A 17,485-nucleotide genomic window follows, 5' to 3' on the forward strand; every position below is an offset into this window, starting at 1 on the left:
AAAATGAATTTCAAAATAATTAAGACGTAAAATCAAGTTTAGCATGAAAAAAGTGTATGTCGGTATGGGTACTGATTTGGTGCACCACGGCCACATCAACATCATTGAAAAAGCACGTGAATTAGGTGAAGTAACTATTGGGTTACTGTCAGATGAGGCAGTTTCAAAATTCGCACGTGTACCTTTCCTTTCTTTCGATGAAAGAAAAACAATATTGGAAAACATCAAAGGCGTACACGAGGTAATTCCACAGGAAGAACTTGATTACGAAAAGAATTTAAAAGCTTTGAAGCCTGACTATGTTGTCCATGGAGACGACTGGAAAACGGGTCCTCAAAGACACATCAGAGAGAAGGTGATCAAAACGCTTCAAGAATGGGGTGGTGAATTGGTAGAACCTGAGTACACTTCAGGTATTTCATCTACTGGTTTGAGACAAGCCTTGAAAGAAATTGGCAACACACCAGACATCAGAAGAAGAATGTTGAGAAGAATGCTCGACAACAATCATTTGGTGAAAGTGATGGAAACACACAATGGTATTTCTGGTCTGATTGTAGAAGACACAAAAGTGGAACTTGACGGTGAAATCCGTGAATTTGATGCCATGTGGTTGAGTAGTTTGACTGACTCTACTGCCAAAGGTAAGCCTGATACTGAATATGTAGATAGGACATCAAGGTTCGCCACAATCAATGACATCTTGGACGTAACTACCAAGCCAATGATCCTTGATGGCGATACGGGTGGCGTTGCAGAGCATTTTGCGATGTTAGTTAGAAACATTGAGAGATTGGGACTTTCTGCTGTTGTGATTGAAGATAAAGTAGGCTTGAAAAGAAACTCACTGTTTGGAACTGAAGTTGAGCAGACTTTGGACACGATCGAGGGATTCTGTGAAAAAATCCAAGCTGGTAAAAAAGCTCAAGTGACAGACGAATTTATGATCTTCTCTAGATTGGAGAGCTTAATTGCCGATAAAGGAATGGAAGATGCCTTGACAAGAGCTAAAGCTTATATTGCAGCAGGAACAGATGGTATTATGATTCACTCACGTCACAAAGACGGGAAAGAAATCATGGAATTCATGAAAGAATATCAAAAATTCGAAGTGAAAGTACCTGTAATTTCTGTGCCTTCTTCATACAATCAGTTTACTGAAGATGAATTGAAAGCAGCTGGTTTCAGCATTGTGATATATGCGAATCATTTGTTGAGAACTGCATTCCCTGCCATGAAGAAAACGGCTGAGTCCATTTTGACTCATAAGCGATCTAAAGAAGTAGATGGAGATTGTATGTCCATCAAAGAGATATTGACCATTTTACCTAATTAATTGCATGCTGAATACTGCAGAGTTTTTTGATTTCGTAACGGCTAAAGGTGTAGATTTTTCGACAGGGGTTCCAGATTCTCTACTGAAAGATTTTTGCGCCTATGTGGCTGACAATAGCAATGATATTATTGCAGCCAATGAAGGGGCATGTATCGGCATTGCTGCTGGCTATCACTTGGCCACTGGCAAAATTCCATTAGTGTACATGCAAAACTCAGGTTTTGGCAATACAATCAATCCGTTGACTTCTTTGACCGATCCAGACGTCTATTCTATCCCCATGCTATTGATGGTAGGCTGGAGAGGACGCCCTGGCGTAAAAGATGAACCACAGCATGTGAAGATGGGTAGAATCAATGAGGCTATGATCCAATCATTGGAGATTCCTTATTGTATTTTATCGAAAGACATGGCTGAAGCTCAGAAACAGATTGATACTGCTTTTGAATTCATGCAAAAAGAAAAGGCACCTTACATCTTATTGATAGAAAAGGAAACTTTTGAACCATACAAGTTGCAAAGTGCTAAGCCTGACATCTATCCAATGTCTAGAGAGCGTGCCATTGAAGTTTTGCTAGAAGAACTGAATGATGATGACGTAATGGTTTCAACAACAGGTAAAACTTCTCGTGAAGTTTTCGAAGTAAGAGAAGCTCGGAGTGAACCTCATTATAAAGATTTTCTTTGTGTAGGCAATATGGGGCACACTTCTCAGATTGCATTGGGTATTGCGTTAGGCAAACCAGACAGAAGAGTAGTTTGTTTGGATGGTGACGGTTCGTTCCTTATGCACATGGGATCAGCTGCTATTGTTGGAGATCAGGCACCAGACAACCTTAAGTATATTTTGGTTAATAATGGCGCACACGAATCAGTTGGGGGACAGCCTACTGTCGGCTTCACTACTGACTTCAAAAAGATTGCTGAGGCATGTAACTATAAATCAACATTTACCGCTTCATCTGAGGACGAATTAAAGGAAACCATGCCTAAATTCTTAGAAAGTGCTGGGCCATCTATGTTGGAGATCAATGTGAAAAAAGGTTCAAGAAAAGACCTTGGCAGGCCAACTGTAAAACCAGTTGACAATAAAGTAGATTTTATGAAAAATCTAGGTAACTAAATTTTACCTCGATTTAATGAAAATATATAAAGTCGTTCTGATCTAATCGGAATGACTTTATTTTTGCACCTATAATTCCAAACCAATGACAAGAAAGATACTCCTAAATCCAGGCCCAGCTACTACTACACAAAATGTAAAAAATGCTTTGGTCGTAGAAGATATATGCCCAAGAGAAACTGAATTTGGCGATTTGATGCACGACATCTGTGATGGGTTACTTGAGATTGGCAACGGACAAAAAGATTATAATGTAGCACTCTTTGGAGCAAGTGGGACTGGCGCCATGGAAGCCACTATTACCTCGGCAATTGGCAAAGAGGATAAAGTACTCATTTTGACCAATGGCGCCTATGGCATTCGCATGACTCAAATATGTGAAAACTACGACATCAGCTACGGGTCGCTTTTCGAATATGGCGACTATACAGAACCAGCTAAAGTAAAGGAGGCTTTGACAACAAAGCAATACACGCACCTGGCCTTCATTCATCACGAAACTTCAACGGGCATGATGGATCCAGTGGATGAACTGGTCGCTATCTGCAAAGCGCTGAATATAGTCTCTATCGTGGATGCAATGAGCACATTTGGAGCTTTCCCTTACAACCTTTCTGATCTAGGTGTGGATTATATATTCAGTTCATCCAACAAATGCATACATGGCATGGCGGGTCTTTCCTTTGTTTTGTTTCATAACAATCAAAAGGAGGCTTTAATGGCAAACGGGAGAAGCTATTACTTTGATGTATATAAGCAATGGGAAAATCTACAGAAGAAAAATCAATTAAGATTCACCCCACCAGTTCAGATTTGCTATTCATTTATGGCGGCTATCAGAGAAACCTTGGCCGAAGGAGTAGAAACAAGATGGGAAAGATATAAAGCCAACTGGCAAATCCTATATGATGGCCTGTTGGATCTGGGATTTAAGCCTTTACTACCATTGGATCAGGAATCCAAGATTCTATTAGCACTAAAATTAGATGGCAAAGAGGGTTTTGATTTCGATCACTTTCATGATTATCTTTATAAAAGAGACATCACTATTTATCCAGGCGTAATGCCCGAAAAGGCCACATTTAGAGTTGCAATTATTGGAGATTTGTATCCAGACGATATGCACAGAGTGATGGAAGAAATGACTGGCTATTTTAGCTCGTAAAAACATTGAAAATTGGTAGTGGTTTTACATCCAAATTTGTACGGATTTCGTAATACTACAAATTGACTATAAATTCAATCGGCTGCATTTTGATCACTACACCATCTAGTCAATGGCGTGCATATATTACACACTAAAATGTCACAAGTAACTACTAGAACACTAACCGAAGATCAGCTTAAATTCTGGAGAGAAAACTCTTACGTTCATATCCCAGGACTGTTCAGAGATAGAGCAAACGAAATGTCAAATTGGATAGATGAAATATCCAATTGGGGGGCTAATATGGATAAGTGGATGTGCTATTATGAAATGGCTAATCCAAATCAGCTTTCTCGTGTTGAGAATTTCATCCCTTATCATGATGGTATGAAAGAAATATTTACTGGAGAGGCGATCATTAGTTTGATCTCTGAGCTGATGGAAGAGCAAGCTGTTCTCTATAAAGAACGAATCAACTTCAAATCGCCTGGTGGTGGTCCACATGCAGCACATCAAGATGGTGTAGCTTATGAACAGGGTGCCAATGCGTCATTTGACCCCAACATCAAACCCTATCTATCTATACTGGTAAGTATAGATGAAGCCACTGAAGAAAATGGTTGCCTTCAGGTAGTGCCTGATTGGCGGCTCGACAATTTAGAGATTCTCCCCATGGAGGCTCCCTACCCAGACAGGCCTATTTACATGAAAATCAAGCAGAGCATTGAGGATGATTTGCCATGGAAGAAGCTTCCTACGCAACCTGGAGATGCTTTGATCTTCACAGAAAGGTTGCCACATAGATCCGAGCCTAACCACTCTGACAAGACCAGAAGGATAATCTATGGCGTGTATAATCCGTTGTCTGACGGAGATAAAAGAGAAAAGTACTATGCCGATAAACGGAAAAACCCAAACGATGCTAGATATATGGTTGGAAATCCACACGCACCTAGCAACTGAATCAAATTAAAAAAGGTCTCAAAATTGGGACCTTTTTTAATTTTGCCAGATACTGCACCAGATATAGCACAGCTTGATGAGGTTTTATTTTTCCTCTTTTAATACCGTGATACCCCACGATTCTTGATCATTTGGGGGGTCGTCATTCCATCTACGGTATGAATGTGAACCATCAGTTTCGAAATAGACTCTATATGTTCCTTTTTCTAAAACGAATGTCTCATTAAATTCTCTATTCTTTCTGGCTCCTCCGCCATGTTCGGAATTGCGATAATCCATCTCCCACACAATTTTGCCAGTATCCATGTTCTTAATAAAGCCATAATCATACATTTCTCCGCCACTACCTTCCCCTAGTCCAATGACTCTCACTTTGGTATCTGTATTGATTGAAAAGGTTTTCTTTACCAACGCACGATCACCTACCATAGTAATTACCGCAAGTTCATTTTTGTTTTTGTATTCCTCAGGATGAAATGGCACCACGTTCTTAATATCTGACTCATTGGTAGCCCATACAGTAATGCCCCACATCTCAGGTTCATATGGCTGGCTAGAATTCCAGTCCCCATAGGCATGAGAATCATCCGTAGCATAATATACAATGTAGTCTCCTGGATCAAGCGTAATTACTTCCTCCACATATCTATTTTTGTCTGCTCCTCCTCCATGTCTGGCTTTGTAGGGCTTCATTCTCCAAACTCTTTGACGCGTACTCGCATCAACTATCCAACCAAAATCGGCCATATCATCTCCTCCAGTTATTTCACCAAGACAATAGATTCTTACATCCATCGATTTTTTAATAGTTATTCCCTTAGCCAACATTTCGTCATCACGAGCCTTTGTCAATGCCACCAAAGGTTTGAGTGTTTTAGGCTCTTGATAAGCCACTACATTCTTTTGATTACTAGCATCTGCCCATAAAGTGACTCCCCAAAATTGAATATCATCTGGTGGTAATGCATTCCACTTCTCGAATGAATGTGAATCATCTGAGCTATAATTAACCAAATAGCTTCCAGCAGGCAAGGAGATTTTTTCATTGACCATGAGGTTTTTTCTGGCCCCACCTGCAAATCGAGCATCTCGGTTATCCATTTCGAATACACGTTCTCTTGTATTGGCATCTATAATCCAAGCATAATCGAACATTTCACCATCTCTTCCTTCACCCAATGCATACACTTGCAATTCCGTAGAACCCGTTAAAGTAAACCCCTCACTATACCTTTCATTATCTCTTGTTTTCACCAATGACACCACGGCATTTTTAGTTTTATTATCCAAAAACTGCTTGGCGTCAGCCGCCTTTATTCCTGAGGCATCAAGTTTAATAAACAGATCATCCTGTGCACTTCTTCTATAGCTTTCTCGATCTCTCGACCCAAACAACCAGTCCATGGTGTCACCTAATCCGCTGAAATGCCAATCATTGTCTCTATCGCGATTCCAACTTCTGCTGTCATACATACCAGCAAAATACAGTTCGTAATTACCTTCTTTGAGGTTGACTTTGGAGTCAAATTCAAATGGTCCATCCACATCATCTACGTCTTCGTGCTTCATGAAATCGAAAAGATGCCAAACAACTTCCCTACTGTCTGCATCAATAATCCATCCGTAATAAATCAAGAGTTTCCAATCATCCTCGAAAACAGCACCTGTACCTGTAATTTTTACATCACCATTTTGTGCTAGAGTAAAACCTTGGATTTTCACTTCTTTCGGATAGACATCTCCCAGAGTAACTGATTGCGCAAAACTTGTAGAACACATGAGTATAGCAAGCGCAAGTGCATTTATTATTTTCATAATCATAATGAGTTTTTTCTTTCACAACTAAGATGTAGCTCACCCAAAAAAAGTTCTACCTTTCCAAAAAGAAATTTTAATCTTTAGAATTCCATCTTGCAACTCACTATTCAAAACAGAATATTTTTTAGCACTTTAATTTTCTTGGCAACAAATTTGTTATCACTCGTAAGAAAAGAATTATTTTTAACTTGAACTCAAAGACAAACCTTATGCGACATCTTGTCAATTCCATCTTACTTGTTATGCTTATGAACACTACAGGTTGTCTAGTAGCAAAGACACCTAGCTGGATTAAGAAGCGTCCACTTTCTGACGAATACTATATAGGAATCTCTAGGGTCTCTACTTCTGCACCAGATTTCAATCAACTTGCCAAGAACAAGGCTTTAGCAGATATAATTTCAGAAATTTCTGTGGAATTGTCTTCTACCTCTGTGTTTCACCAATTAGAAGAGAATGACATACTAAAGGACACATACGAATCCTGGACTAAAACCAAGATTGAAGACGAATTGGAAGGTTATGAATTGGTTGACACCTACAATAAAAAAGGCGAGTACTGGGTTTATTACAGATTGAATATTGCAGATTATAAAAGAATCAAAAAAGAGAAGCTCGATAAAGCTAAAAAGCTATCCATATCACTTTTAGAAAAGGCTCATGAAGAACGGAATTTGGGAGAAATTGGAACAGCATTACAGCTGTATAGACAATCTTTTGACGCCATAACGCCTCATCTAAAAGAAGACCTGTCAGCTTTTATCCATGAATACGGGCGTATAGATTTGGCCAATCACAACTATCAATCTATAGCAGAAATATTTGCCAACTTATCATTTAAGGCCATGGAAGATCCTATTCTATTTATGCCTTTGAGCAATGGGACTGCCCCCACTTTCACTGCCCGCTATAAAGACATACCAGCCAAAGACGTCCCATTATTGATTGGAGCCTATGGAGAACCCATGGATACCTTTCAAGGAGCGAAAAGTGATGATAATGGTGTGATCCAATTACCCATTGTTGGCGCACAATTAAACAGTACCACGTCAATAGAAGTTGAGCTTGATTTGCTGAAGGTATTTGGAAAGAAGGCCACTGACAATATTATAGGTGCTATGTTTTCTCAGAAGCACGATGCACCTACAGACAGAATAAATGTCAAAATCGTACCGCAAACAGCCAACTTTAAGATCATACAAGGCCAATCAGGTGAAGATCAGGATTTGATCTTGAACAAAGCAGAATCTGTCTTGACCAACTATTTGTTTAATAAAGTATCTGACCCAGAAGATGCTGCTTTTACAGTAGAGATTGGTGGAAGATGGCTCGAAAGCACACATGACGAGAGGTATAACCTATTTCGAGAGACGCTAAATTATTCCATTAAGATTACAAACTTATCTGCTCAATCCGTGATTTATCAAACCACCAAATCCGACCTAAAAGGAATGAAGTCCGGATCGCAAATGAAAGCAAGAGAAGAGGCGCTTGGCCAAATGGAATCTCAGCTGAAAAACGATATCATACCCGAAATAAATCTTATTAAAATAGACTAATTAAAAACACACGATTATGAAAATCAATTACATCAACACAATAGCCATCATTGGCATCATTGGGCTAATGGTAGGTTGCAAAGGAAGTCCTAAACCAACTTATACAAAAGGTGAAAGCGATGTGGTATTACATTGTTCTGGTTCAGAATATAGAAGTGATAAGAAAAATTTCCGCGCATATGCGACAGGAGAAAGTAGTGATTTAGAAATTGCGCGTAAAAAAGCTTCTAGCAACGCCAAGGCAGCTCTTGCAGCCCAGGTAGAAACGACAGTGAAAAGCACAACAGACAACTATGTAAATTCAAGAGAGTTTAATAATGTCGAGGAAATTGAAGAGCGTTTCGAATCACTCAACAGAGAAGTGGTAGATCAACAACTCAATGATGTAAAAGTGATCTGCGAAAAACTAACCGAAAACAATAAAACAGGCAAATACAAATGCTATATGGCAGTTGAAATGGGTGCGGATGCAATTCAAAATGCTATTGAAACACGTATCAAAAATGACGATCGTCTAAAAATCGATTACGACTACGAAAAATTCAAAGAGACTTTTGAAAAGGAAATGGAAAAAATGAGTAACAGATAAATGCTGTGCTCAATTTAGCAAAAAGCGGCTGTTTTGTACAATACGAAACAGCCGCTTTTTGTTTTGACTAATTCGTTCGCATCTTATTGGCACTTTTGACCCTGTGCTTAGCATTACTCGTCAAAATCAAGGAGCCGGTCAATAGGCCACCAGAAGCTATAAAATACCCAGTACCTGGATAGTTACTAGATTTATTTGGATCTTCGGAAAGTGCATGCACCAAGTTAGCTAACAATCCTAAGACTGTTATTGGTATGGCTGCTATCAAGAGTCCTTGCCCTGCTGATCTACTCTTCAATGCTTTATTCAACTGTAGATTGGTATTTTCATTTTGCCAATCGTAACCTTGAATGTCAAATCCATTATTATTCAAATACCTGTTTTGGGATACCTTATAAGGGCTTTTCAGATGAAAATTTCTGTCTATGGTTAATTGACTTATATCTTCGAATGCTGCAAAATTCGGATTACCCTCTTCCTCCTCGTAACCATTTTTCTGCATGCTCTGAAATGCATGAGACATTGATTTTGTTTCACTCGAATCATACCAATGGATACTTTCTTTCCAGATATTAATCTGTTGAATTCGTTTCCGTGTCTTATTCAACTTGATTTGAGAGATCAAACCAGAGGTTAATGAAAAAGTAATGAAAAAACCTCTACCCTCTTCATCTCTGATATATTTATCAATTGCCAGAACACCGCTGGTTACGGCCAAAACTCTCCATATCTTCACTCCAGATTTTTGATCCAAGACTCCCTCCAATTGCTTATTGATCATGTAATTACCCCAGTTGTAACTGGTGGTATCAAATCCATTTTTAGTCAACCATTTAGATTGGTGCTTTGTGAATGGACTTTGATTCTTATCTAATTTGAGAATTGTATTTTCTGCTCGTTTCCTGTTGCTCTGTCCTTGAGCCTGTTGAACTAGCCATAAAAAAACAAAAAGACAAATTAGTTTAGCTTGTTGTTGCATTAATTAATTGGGTTCTTAGCCATTTCATGGTAATATGTCAACTAAAAATTAATTCTCCCCTAATGACTATTTTATTGCAGTCTTTGCAATGATACTACTTCCTATAATCAAAATACAGCCTTTTCTTTCCTTTTCTGGAGTACTCAAACCACTCCCCTATTTCCTTTCCATTTTTGTAGTTTCCTGAAAAGTTGATTTTACCATCTCTATCAAAAAATTCCCAGTAGCCTTCCTCTTTCCCTTCTTTGTAACTGCCCTTTTGAAATAAGATACCACCTTCGCTGAACACCTCCCACAATCCATCAGGCAATCCTATACGGTATGATCCTTTGCTCTTCAATTCCCCATTTTGATGATATGATTGCCAAATACCCAAATATAATCCTGATTTGTACAAGCCCTTTCGCTTCAGTTGACCTGAATCATAGTAGTATGATGCACTATCTTCAAGCAAGCCCAATTCCCAATTTTCGTTGCTTTTCAATTGTCCATTTGGGTAGTAGCTTAAGCGCTGCCCGCTCAATTCATCATTAGAATATTTTTCAATAACATTGATTTTTCCATCTGGATAGAAGTAAGACCATTTTCCCAATTTTCCATTTTCATTCTGGACGCCTTCTGACTTCAATTGCCCATTTGCATAGAATTCTTGGGTAATATGCTGGGCTTTCAAACTATTAAAAATAGCAACACAGAACGCTAGCAACAAGAAGATGACTTTTTGATTATTCATAGGTAGATATACGAGTATTTCTCAAATTATGACAATAATCTGGCAAAATTGCTCCAATCGGACGCGACGGTTCAAATTATTTCAAACAGTGCTTTATATCCATTCAAAAATATATTAAAATTGGCATTGAGAAATTCATAAAACACAAACTATGATCAACTATAAACAAACCATCAACCTATGCTTTGCCATTGCGTTGACTGTTTTCATTTGTTCTTGCGGAGGCAATTCCAAAAAAGTAGCCGCGGAAATAGAGGCTGAAGCTTTTGAAGAAGCTGAAAATCAACTTATAGAAGAAATTGACAAAGTGGTGCATGATATGCCACCACCATCCGAAGTACCCTACCTTCTTCAGGCTACAGGATCTGATTTCAATACAGATTTGATCAATGACCTGAACAATGTAACTAAATACGAAAATTCAACTGACAAGGCAGCAATGAATCTTGGAGCTTACGCCACAGATATCGGATACCTTTCTGCGTACGATCAAGTACAAGACGCCTTGAAATATATGGAAACTTGCCAAAAGTTGGCAGATCAAATTGGTATCGCTTCTGCGTTCGAATTGGAGTTGATGGAAAGATTTGAAAGAAACCTTGGCAACAGAGATTCTTTAGCTAATCTGATCAATTACGCCATGGACGTAGCTGAGGAAAAATTAGAAGCTACTGACCGACTTCAGACCATTGCTTTGGTGCTTTCAGGCAGTTACATTGAGGGACTTTACCTTTCTGTAATGGTGATTGATACATACCCTGACGATCTACTGCCAGAGGCAAGTAGAAACTTGATTCTAGAGCCATTGGTTAAAATTATCATAGACCAAAAAGAGCCATTGAATGACGTAGTAAGATTATTGAAAGACTTGAAAAGTGATGACACAATTGCTGAAGTAGTAGCTGAGTTTGACATCTTAAGGGTACTGTATCAAGAAGATCTTGCTGAAATCGACAAGAAGATAGCTGAAGGGGATCCTAACTTTATGTTGAATAAAGATATGCTAGTTGATATCATCTCTGAAGTGAAAAGAATTAGAAGTGAAATGGTGAAATAACCCACCTTCACTTCACATGAAAAAGCATTGAATCTATTGTTCAATGCTTTTTTTATTTCTGCTCCAATTTAACCTATATTTAAAGATCAATACCATCTGTAAATCTCGATCTAAACTATGAGTGAACAACTGTTAAAAGCCATCATCCATCTATTGGCAATCGTGGCAAAAGAAGACGATGTAACTGAAGATGAAAGAAACGCCATTGAAGATTTTTTACTTGAAAACCTAAGTAAAGACGAGAGTCTCAAATACATGCATCTCTTCGATCAAATGACCAACCAAATGTCAGGTGATCGAGCGGTTTCATTCGGCGAACAAAAGGAAATTACCATCCTTGCCAAGCAAGTCAACCAAGAACTTACTCAACAGCAAAAAATAGTAGTTATCCTCAAAGTCCTTGAGGTGATCATGGCAGATGGTGAAATCTCTGATCGGGAATTGGAGCTGCTGCATTTAATAGGAGAATCGTTCAATTTCTCAACCAAAGCAGTTGATCACATCAAAGCATTTGTAGTGAATAAAGAGCGCTCCCAACTAGATGCTGACAATATATTGATCATTGATGATAGTAATGGGGCTGGCGCTAACACGGCTGCTAGACATCTGAAAAGATCATTTCTTTCTGGTTATATTGCCTTTTTCAGATTGCCAGCTTTGGAAATGTATTTCATGAAATACATGGGTGAATCGGCTCTTACCTTAAATGGGGTGCCTGTAAGGAAAAATAAAATCATTGTTTTCTCATCAGGAAGTACCATCCGAGGCACTAAAATTGACCCCATCTATTATAGTGATGTGGTTTCTACATTTCGTGAAGAAAGTAGTGATTCAAAAATATCATTCGTAGCCGAAAACATTGGATTCACTTTCCCTAATGGCCACCAAGGACTTAGAGACATAACCATAGCAGAGAGCTCAGGCAAATTGGTAGGCCTGATGGGTGGTAGTGGTGCTGGTAAGTCCACTCTTCTTAATGTATTGAATGGTAATGAAATACCTTCACAAGGTACTGTTCGGATTAATGGAATTGACATCAACAAAGACAAAAGCAAAGTTGAGGGGGTTATAGGATATGTCCCTCAGGATGACCTTTTGGTAGAGGAGCTTACAGTTGCCGAAAATCTTTACTACGCTGCAAAACTTTGTTTTGCAGACATGAGCAATGAAGAACTACACCAGCTTGTAGATAAGACATTGGCAGCCCTAGGACTCAGCGAAACAAGAAATCTGAAAGTAGGGTCTCCACTTCAAAAAACCATAAGTGGTGGTCAGAGAAAACGAGTGAATATAGGACTTGAATTGCTTAGAGAGCCATCAGTACTCTTCGTAGACGAACCAACATCAGGGCTTTCCTCACGTGACTCTGAAAACATCATGGATCTCTTGAAAGAACTATCTCTCAAGGGAAAAATGGTTTTTGTGGTTATTCACCAGCCGTCATCTGAAATATTTAAGATGTTTGATAAGCTTGTAATCCTGGATGTAGGGGGCTATCAAATTTACTATGGCAATCCAGTTGAAGCAGTGATCTACTTCAAGAACATAGTTGATCTGATCGACAAGGATGCCGGATCCTGTATAGAATGTGGAAATGTAAACTCAGAGCAAATATTCAATATCATCGAAACCAAGGTGGTTGATGAATACGGCAAACTCACTGATCAGCGTAAAATATCTCCACAGGATTGGAATAGCTACTTCACGGAAAGAGTCACCATCAAACCCGCTACGGAATCTGATGATCAGCCTGAAAAGACACTCAAGATACCCAACAGAATCAAACAGTTGACGATTTTTGCGAGCAGAGACATAGCTTCAAAAATCAGCAATAAACAATATCTGGCGATCAATTTATTAGAAGCCCCTCTTCTCGCGATCATTTTGGCTTTCATCATAAGGTATGTGCCTGAAGGTTCGAATGAATACGTTTTTAGGGAGAACCCTAATATTCCTGCTTTCTTCTTTATGGCAATTATTGTTTCCTTGTTTATGGGTCTCACAGTGAGTGCAGAGGAAATATTCAAGGATAGGAAAATACTAAAACGAGAGTCATTCTTGAATTTGAGCAGGCTCAGTTACTTGGTCTCCAAAATGGCAATCCTATTCGGTTTGTCTGCTTTACAAACTTTGATGTTTGTATTGATTGGTGATTTCGTTTTGGGTATCAATGGAATGACAACCTCTTTTTGGCTCGTCATGTTTAGCGTTTCATGCTTTGCCAATATTATGGGATTAAACATCTCTTCTGCCTTCAACTCTGCTGTTACGATTTATATCTTAATCCCACTATTAATTATCCCACAACTTATATTAAGTGGTATAGTGGTAAATTTTGATAAACTACACCCATGGTTGAGTAATTCCAAAAAGGTGCCAATCATTGGAGAATTGATGGCATCAAAATGGGGATATGAAGCTCTGGCAGTGACACAATTCAAAGACAATGAATTCGAGAAGAACTTCTTCTCATACGATCAAACAATAGCCAATTCCGAATTTAAGAGTGTTTATTATTACTCTGCAATGGAGGCAAATCTGGATTATGTCCATTCTAATTTTGGATCTGATGATGCAGGCAAGAAACAGAAGGTAACAGAAAAACTAAAACTTATCCAAAACGAGCTTACCAAAGAAATGGAACTGGGTGGTATACCCAAAAGCAAATTCGAAGCCATCGACAATCTAACTCCTGGCAAATTCAACAAGGCCACATTTGATGAAACTGAAAAATTCATTCAAATTATGCGCAAAATTTATAATAATCGCTTAAAACGGGCTACAGAAGAACGTGACAAACTCACTAAAACCATGACGGATAGTGAGGAAAAATTATCAGCTTTTGCGGAACTGAGAAAAGATAATGAAAATGAAGCCATAGTGTTTTTCTTGAAAAATAGTACGGCTGAAAACAGATTGCTGGAAACCAAGAAGGAGCTGATTCAAAAGATCTATCCGATCTACAATGTACCTATTCCTCAACATGCATTGGATATCAGATCGCATTTCTACGCTCCTCAAAAACATTTTTTGGGAAATTATTATGATACCTTATATTTCAACGTGGTCGTCATTTGGATGATGTCTCTATTATTAGTGGTTTCTTTATATTTTGACTGGTTTAGGAAAGTAGTAAATAGTTTCGGGAAGTAAGGGAGTTATGTTTTTTGTCCTATCCAAGATTGTCTATTGGCTGGTGATGCCTACCAGTCTAATAGCTTGGTTAGTTATAGCATCCATCCTGATCAGAAAATCTAAGCTCAAGAGAGCGAGTCGCATCCTGGCTATCTCTTTATTTTTTGTTTTTACCAATCCATTGATTACCACTTTGGTGATTAATGTTTGGGAGCCTGATCCGATACCCTATCATGAAGTAAATGAAACGTACAGATTTGGTGTCGTACTATCAGGTATCACCAACCCGAACCGTCCTCCTTTTGACCGTGTGCAATTCAACAAAGGAGCGGATCGAATAGTGCACGCCATAGACCTTTACAGATTAGGTGTGATTGAAAAAATTTTAATCACAGGTGGTTCGGGAACGCTGACATTTGAAGGAAAAAAAGAAAGTCATGCACTTCGAGAATTCGCTATGAACTGTGGTGTGGCGCAAGAAGATTTGCTGATTGAAGATCAAGCCAGAAACACCAGAGAAAATGCTTTGTTTGCAGCTGAAATAATAGACAACTCAAATCAAGCTTTGTTGATCACGTCAGCATTTCACATGTACCGTGCGGAAAAATGCTTTCAAAAAGTCGGATTTGACATAAAACCATTCCCTACAGATCATTACGGGAATATGTTGCATTATACGCCTGATGAAGTGCTCATGCCATCTGTACATAGCCTGCAAATCTGGACTACACTAACAAAGGAATGGATCGGAACAGTTGCCTATTCGGCTGCAGGATACATTTAGGTTACAGCCATTTTTCTGACTAGAATAGAGAATATACCAGGAAAGAATCGTTTCATATAAATGCCCATCACTTCTTTGAACCCTCCAATATAGCTTTCCTCCTTCTGAGCAGCAACACTTTTGAGCATCCTAGTTACCAACTGATCCACAGTCAATCCAGCAGCCTGAGCCTTATCCAGTGTGTTTTGTTTGGAGCCATCACCCATTAGTGCATTGTATGATATTTTTGTATTTACATATCCTGGCAATATCAAGGTCACTTTCACGCCGTCATCGTAATGCTCAGATCTCAACGCATCATAAAAACCATGAACGGCATGCTTAGAGGCAGAGTACCCAGAACGCAAGGGAGTACTAATAATCCCAACGGCACTGGTCACTGCAATATGATGGCCAAACTTTCGCTCTATCATACCTGGTAATAGATACTTTGATAAAGCAATTGTACCAAAATAATTCACTTCCATAATCTGGCGCTGCACTTCCATGGAAGTGTTCACTACCTTATCACGTTGACTAATACCGCCATTATTGAATAGAATGTCAACTCCCCCAAAAAATGCTTCCGCCTCTTTAGCCTTTCCTTCAAGTGAAGATCCATCAGCTAAATCGATTTGAAGAATTTCTATCCTAGCTGTATTTTGATTTTCCGCCTTCACACGTTCAAGTTCTTCCACACGACGTGCCGAAATGATAAGATTACATTTGATTTTGCTCAAGTGATTAACCAAACCCTCACCTATTCCACTGGAGGCTCCTGTTATCCAGATGTTCCTATTTTCGAAGTATTTCACTTTTTCTTTTTTTCATATTTAACAAAATCAAATGCATACTTGTGTCGATCATCTGCAGGGTGATGTTCGCGAGAGGTCTCCTGCCACTCATTTCCCATTTCTGGAAAAAACACTTCGCCATCATCTATATGTGCATCAATCTCAGTAAGATAAATCATATCAGCTTGTTCCATGGCCATTTGATAAATCTGTCCCCCTCCGATCACAAACAACTCCTTTTCTTTTTGATTTTTCGCATAACTATATGCCAGATCCATTTCATTGAAAACCGCACAATCAACTGCTTCAAAATCCTTTTGTCTGGTTAGAATTACATTCGTGCGATTCGGAAGTGGTTTAAATTTAGGAGGTAGCGAATCAAAATTCTTTCTTCCCATGATCACCACATGGCCTCTGGTAGTCTCCATGAAATATTTCATGTCGTCTGGTAAATGCCATGGTAAGCCATTATTAATCCCAATGACTCTGTTCTTGGACATGGCGGCTATCAATGATATTTTCATCTTAGTCAAATTTATATCCTCTGAGCAAATCATCAATTAGCATTCGCTTCTTACCTTCCATTTGAAGATCGAGCAAATCCAACCAACCACTTTTTGTTCTTACAGACAAGTAAGTTTTCTTGTCGGTTTCATATTCACCTATTGCTTTGTTAGCCTCACGCTCAGCAGGCCGAACCTTATACACTTTAAATTTCTTACCTCCAAGGATAGTCCAGGCAGCTGGATATGGAGACAAGCCTCTTACAAAGTTTCGTGTTTGTTCACTGTCCAGGTTCCAATTGATTTCGCAGGTTTCTTTATGAATTTTTGGTGCCATTTTTAAGCCCTCTGATTCCTTCTGAGGAGACAAGGTTACTTCTCCTGCATCTATCTGCTGTACTGTTTTTAATACTAACCTTGCCCCTTTTTTCATCAATCGTTCATAAAGGTCACCCACTGTGTCTTCAGAGTCAATGGGCTCCTTGTCTTGAAGAATAATACTACCAGTATCTATTTCATGTTTTAAAAAAAAGGTGGTTACCCCTGTTTCTGTTTCTCCATTCATGAGTGCCCAATTGATTGGTGCAGCGCCTCGATACTGAGGTAGCAGTGACCCGTGCAAATTGAAGGTGCCGTCATCAGGCATATTCCATACCACTTCTGGCAACATTCTAAATGCTACAACTATTTGTAAATCTGCTTTAAGCGATCGAAGTTCAGATAAAAATTCTTCGGATTTGAGATTGGTTGGTTGCAAAACATGAAGCCCTGCTCTTTCAGCATATTCTTTTACAGGCGTACCCTGAAGCTTTTTACCACGACCTTTGGGTTTATCCGGCGCAGTAATTACGCCTACTATTTCGAAGCCATTTTCATGTAAAATCTTAAGACTAGGTACCGCAAACTCTGGCGTACCCATAAAAACTATCCGCATATACTTTCGCTTTTTTACAAGCTCGAAATTAATCGGATTAGAGGAGAGATTC

15 protein-coding genes are annotated in these 17,485 nt (G+C 38.9%); 9 read left to right on the forward strand and 6 right to left on the reverse strand.

Annotated elements, in window-relative coordinates; translation table 11 throughout:
- The first annotated feature begins 43 nt into the window (after positions 1-43).
- The 4 genes from aepX to B9A58_RS17000 all read left to right on the forward strand — a co-directional run bounded on the left by aepX (position 44) and on the right by B9A58_RS17000 (position 4,569).
- Positions 44-1,336 carry a phosphoenolpyruvate mutase gene (aepX, locus tag B9A58_RS16985; RefSeq protein WP_084374093.1) on the forward strand — a complete coding sequence of 431 codons (1,293 nt, stop codon included), beginning with the start codon at positions 44-46 and terminating at the stop codon, positions 1,334-1,336.
- 4 nt (positions 1,337-1,340) lie between these two features.
- Positions 1,341-2,459, forward strand: a complete 1,119-nt coding sequence (aepY, locus tag B9A58_RS16990; RefSeq protein WP_084374094.1) for a phosphonopyruvate decarboxylase — start codon at positions 1,341-1,343, stop codon at positions 2,457-2,459.
- Positions 2,460-2,544: 85 nt separating this feature from the next.
- Complete coding sequence (locus B9A58_RS16995) at positions 2,545-3,624, forward strand: 2-aminoethylphosphonate aminotransferase (RefSeq protein WP_084374095.1); 1,080 nt, start codon at positions 2,545-2,547, stop codon at positions 3,622-3,624.
- A gap of 138 nt (positions 3,625-3,762) precedes the next feature.
- Entirely contained in the window at positions 3,763-4,569 is an 807-nt protein-coding gene (locus B9A58_RS17000; protein WP_084374096.1) for a phytanoyl-CoA dioxygenase family protein, read from the forward strand.
- An 84-nt stretch (positions 4,570-4,653) separates the two neighbouring features.
- On the opposite strand, the gene B9A58_RS17005 is transcribed toward B9A58_RS17000, so the two are convergent.
- Positions 4,654-6,384 (reverse strand): hypothetical protein, encoded by a 1,731-nt coding sequence (locus B9A58_RS17005; RefSeq protein ID WP_139793957.1) that lies wholly within the window; start codon positions 6,382-6,384, stop codon positions 4,654-4,656.
- A gap of 251 nt (positions 6,385-6,635) precedes the next feature.
- Between B9A58_RS17005 and B9A58_RS17010 the strand changes: the two genes are divergently transcribed.
- Both B9A58_RS17010 and B9A58_RS17015 read left to right on the forward strand, forming a co-directional pair.
- On the forward strand, positions 6,636-7,946 hold the full coding sequence (locus B9A58_RS17010; protein ID WP_176214827.1) for an LPP20 family lipoprotein: 1,311 nt from the start codon (positions 6,636-6,638) through the stop codon (positions 7,944-7,946).
- 16 nt (positions 7,947-7,962) lie between these two features.
- Complete coding sequence (locus B9A58_RS17015) at positions 7,963-8,535, forward strand: LPP20 family lipoprotein (RefSeq protein ID WP_084374099.1); 573 nt, start codon at positions 7,963-7,965, stop codon at positions 8,533-8,535.
- A 67-nt stretch (positions 8,536-8,602) separates the two neighbouring features.
- Here B9A58_RS17015 and B9A58_RS17020 read toward each other — a convergent pair whose 3' ends face one another.
- Positions 8,603-9,364: a hypothetical protein gene (locus tag B9A58_RS17020; RefSeq protein ID WP_139793958.1), complete on the reverse strand. Its 762-nt coding sequence runs from the start codon at positions 9,362-9,364 to the stop codon at positions 8,603-8,605.
- A gap of 244 nt (positions 9,365-9,608) precedes the next feature.
- A complete protein-coding gene (locus B9A58_RS17025) occupies positions 9,609-10,247 on the reverse strand; it encodes a toxin-antitoxin system YwqK family antitoxin (protein ID WP_084374101.1) in 639 nt (212 codons plus the stop codon).
- Between the two features lie 151 nt (positions 10,248-10,398).
- Between B9A58_RS17025 and B9A58_RS20430 the strand changes: the two genes are divergently transcribed.
- The 3 genes from B9A58_RS20430 to B9A58_RS17040 all read left to right on the forward strand — a co-directional run bounded on the left by B9A58_RS20430 (position 10,399) and on the right by B9A58_RS17040 (position 15,223).
- Positions 10,399-11,304 (forward strand): hypothetical protein, encoded by a 906-nt coding sequence (locus tag B9A58_RS20430; protein WP_084374102.1) that lies wholly within the window; start codon positions 10,399-10,401, stop codon positions 11,302-11,304.
- A gap of 117 nt (positions 11,305-11,421) precedes the next feature.
- The gene (locus B9A58_RS17035) at positions 11,422-14,457 is read left to right on the forward strand and encodes an ATP-binding cassette domain-containing protein (protein ID WP_084374103.1); all 3,036 of its coding nucleotides are present in this window, start codon (positions 11,422-11,424) and stop codon (positions 14,455-14,457) included.
- 7 nt (positions 14,458-14,464) lie between these two features.
- The gene (locus tag B9A58_RS17040; protein WP_084374104.1) at positions 14,465-15,223 is read left to right on the forward strand and encodes a YdcF family protein; all 759 of its coding nucleotides are present in this window, start codon (positions 14,465-14,467) and stop codon (positions 15,221-15,223) included.
- On the opposite strand, the gene B9A58_RS17045 is transcribed toward B9A58_RS17040, so the two are convergent.
- The 3 genes from B9A58_RS17045 to fmt are packed head-to-tail and all read right to left on the reverse strand — an operon-like array spanning position 15,220 to position 17,433.
- The gene (locus B9A58_RS17045) at positions 15,220-16,017 is read right to left on the reverse strand and encodes an SDR family NAD(P)-dependent oxidoreductase (RefSeq protein WP_084374105.1); all 798 of its coding nucleotides are present in this window, start codon (positions 16,015-16,017) and stop codon (positions 15,220-15,222) included. The genes B9A58_RS17040 and B9A58_RS17045 overlap by 4 nt on opposite strands.
- Complete coding sequence (locus B9A58_RS17050; protein WP_084374106.1) at positions 16,014-16,520, reverse strand: dihydrofolate reductase; 507 nt, start codon at positions 16,518-16,520, stop codon at positions 16,014-16,016. The genes B9A58_RS17045 and B9A58_RS17050 overlap by 4 nt, the downstream gene beginning before the upstream one ends.
- A gap of 1 nt (position 16,521) precedes the next feature.
- A complete protein-coding gene (gene fmt, locus B9A58_RS17055; RefSeq protein ID WP_245827104.1) occupies positions 16,522-17,433 on the reverse strand; it encodes a methionyl-tRNA formyltransferase in 912 nt (303 codons plus the stop codon).
- Positions 17,434-17,485 lie beyond the last annotated feature (52 nt).

The sequence above is a fragment of the Reichenbachiella faecimaris genome, assembly GCF_900176375.1.
Taxonomy (GTDB): Bacteria; Bacteroidota; Bacteroidia; order Cytophagales; family Cyclobacteriaceae; genus Reichenbachiella; species Reichenbachiella faecimaris.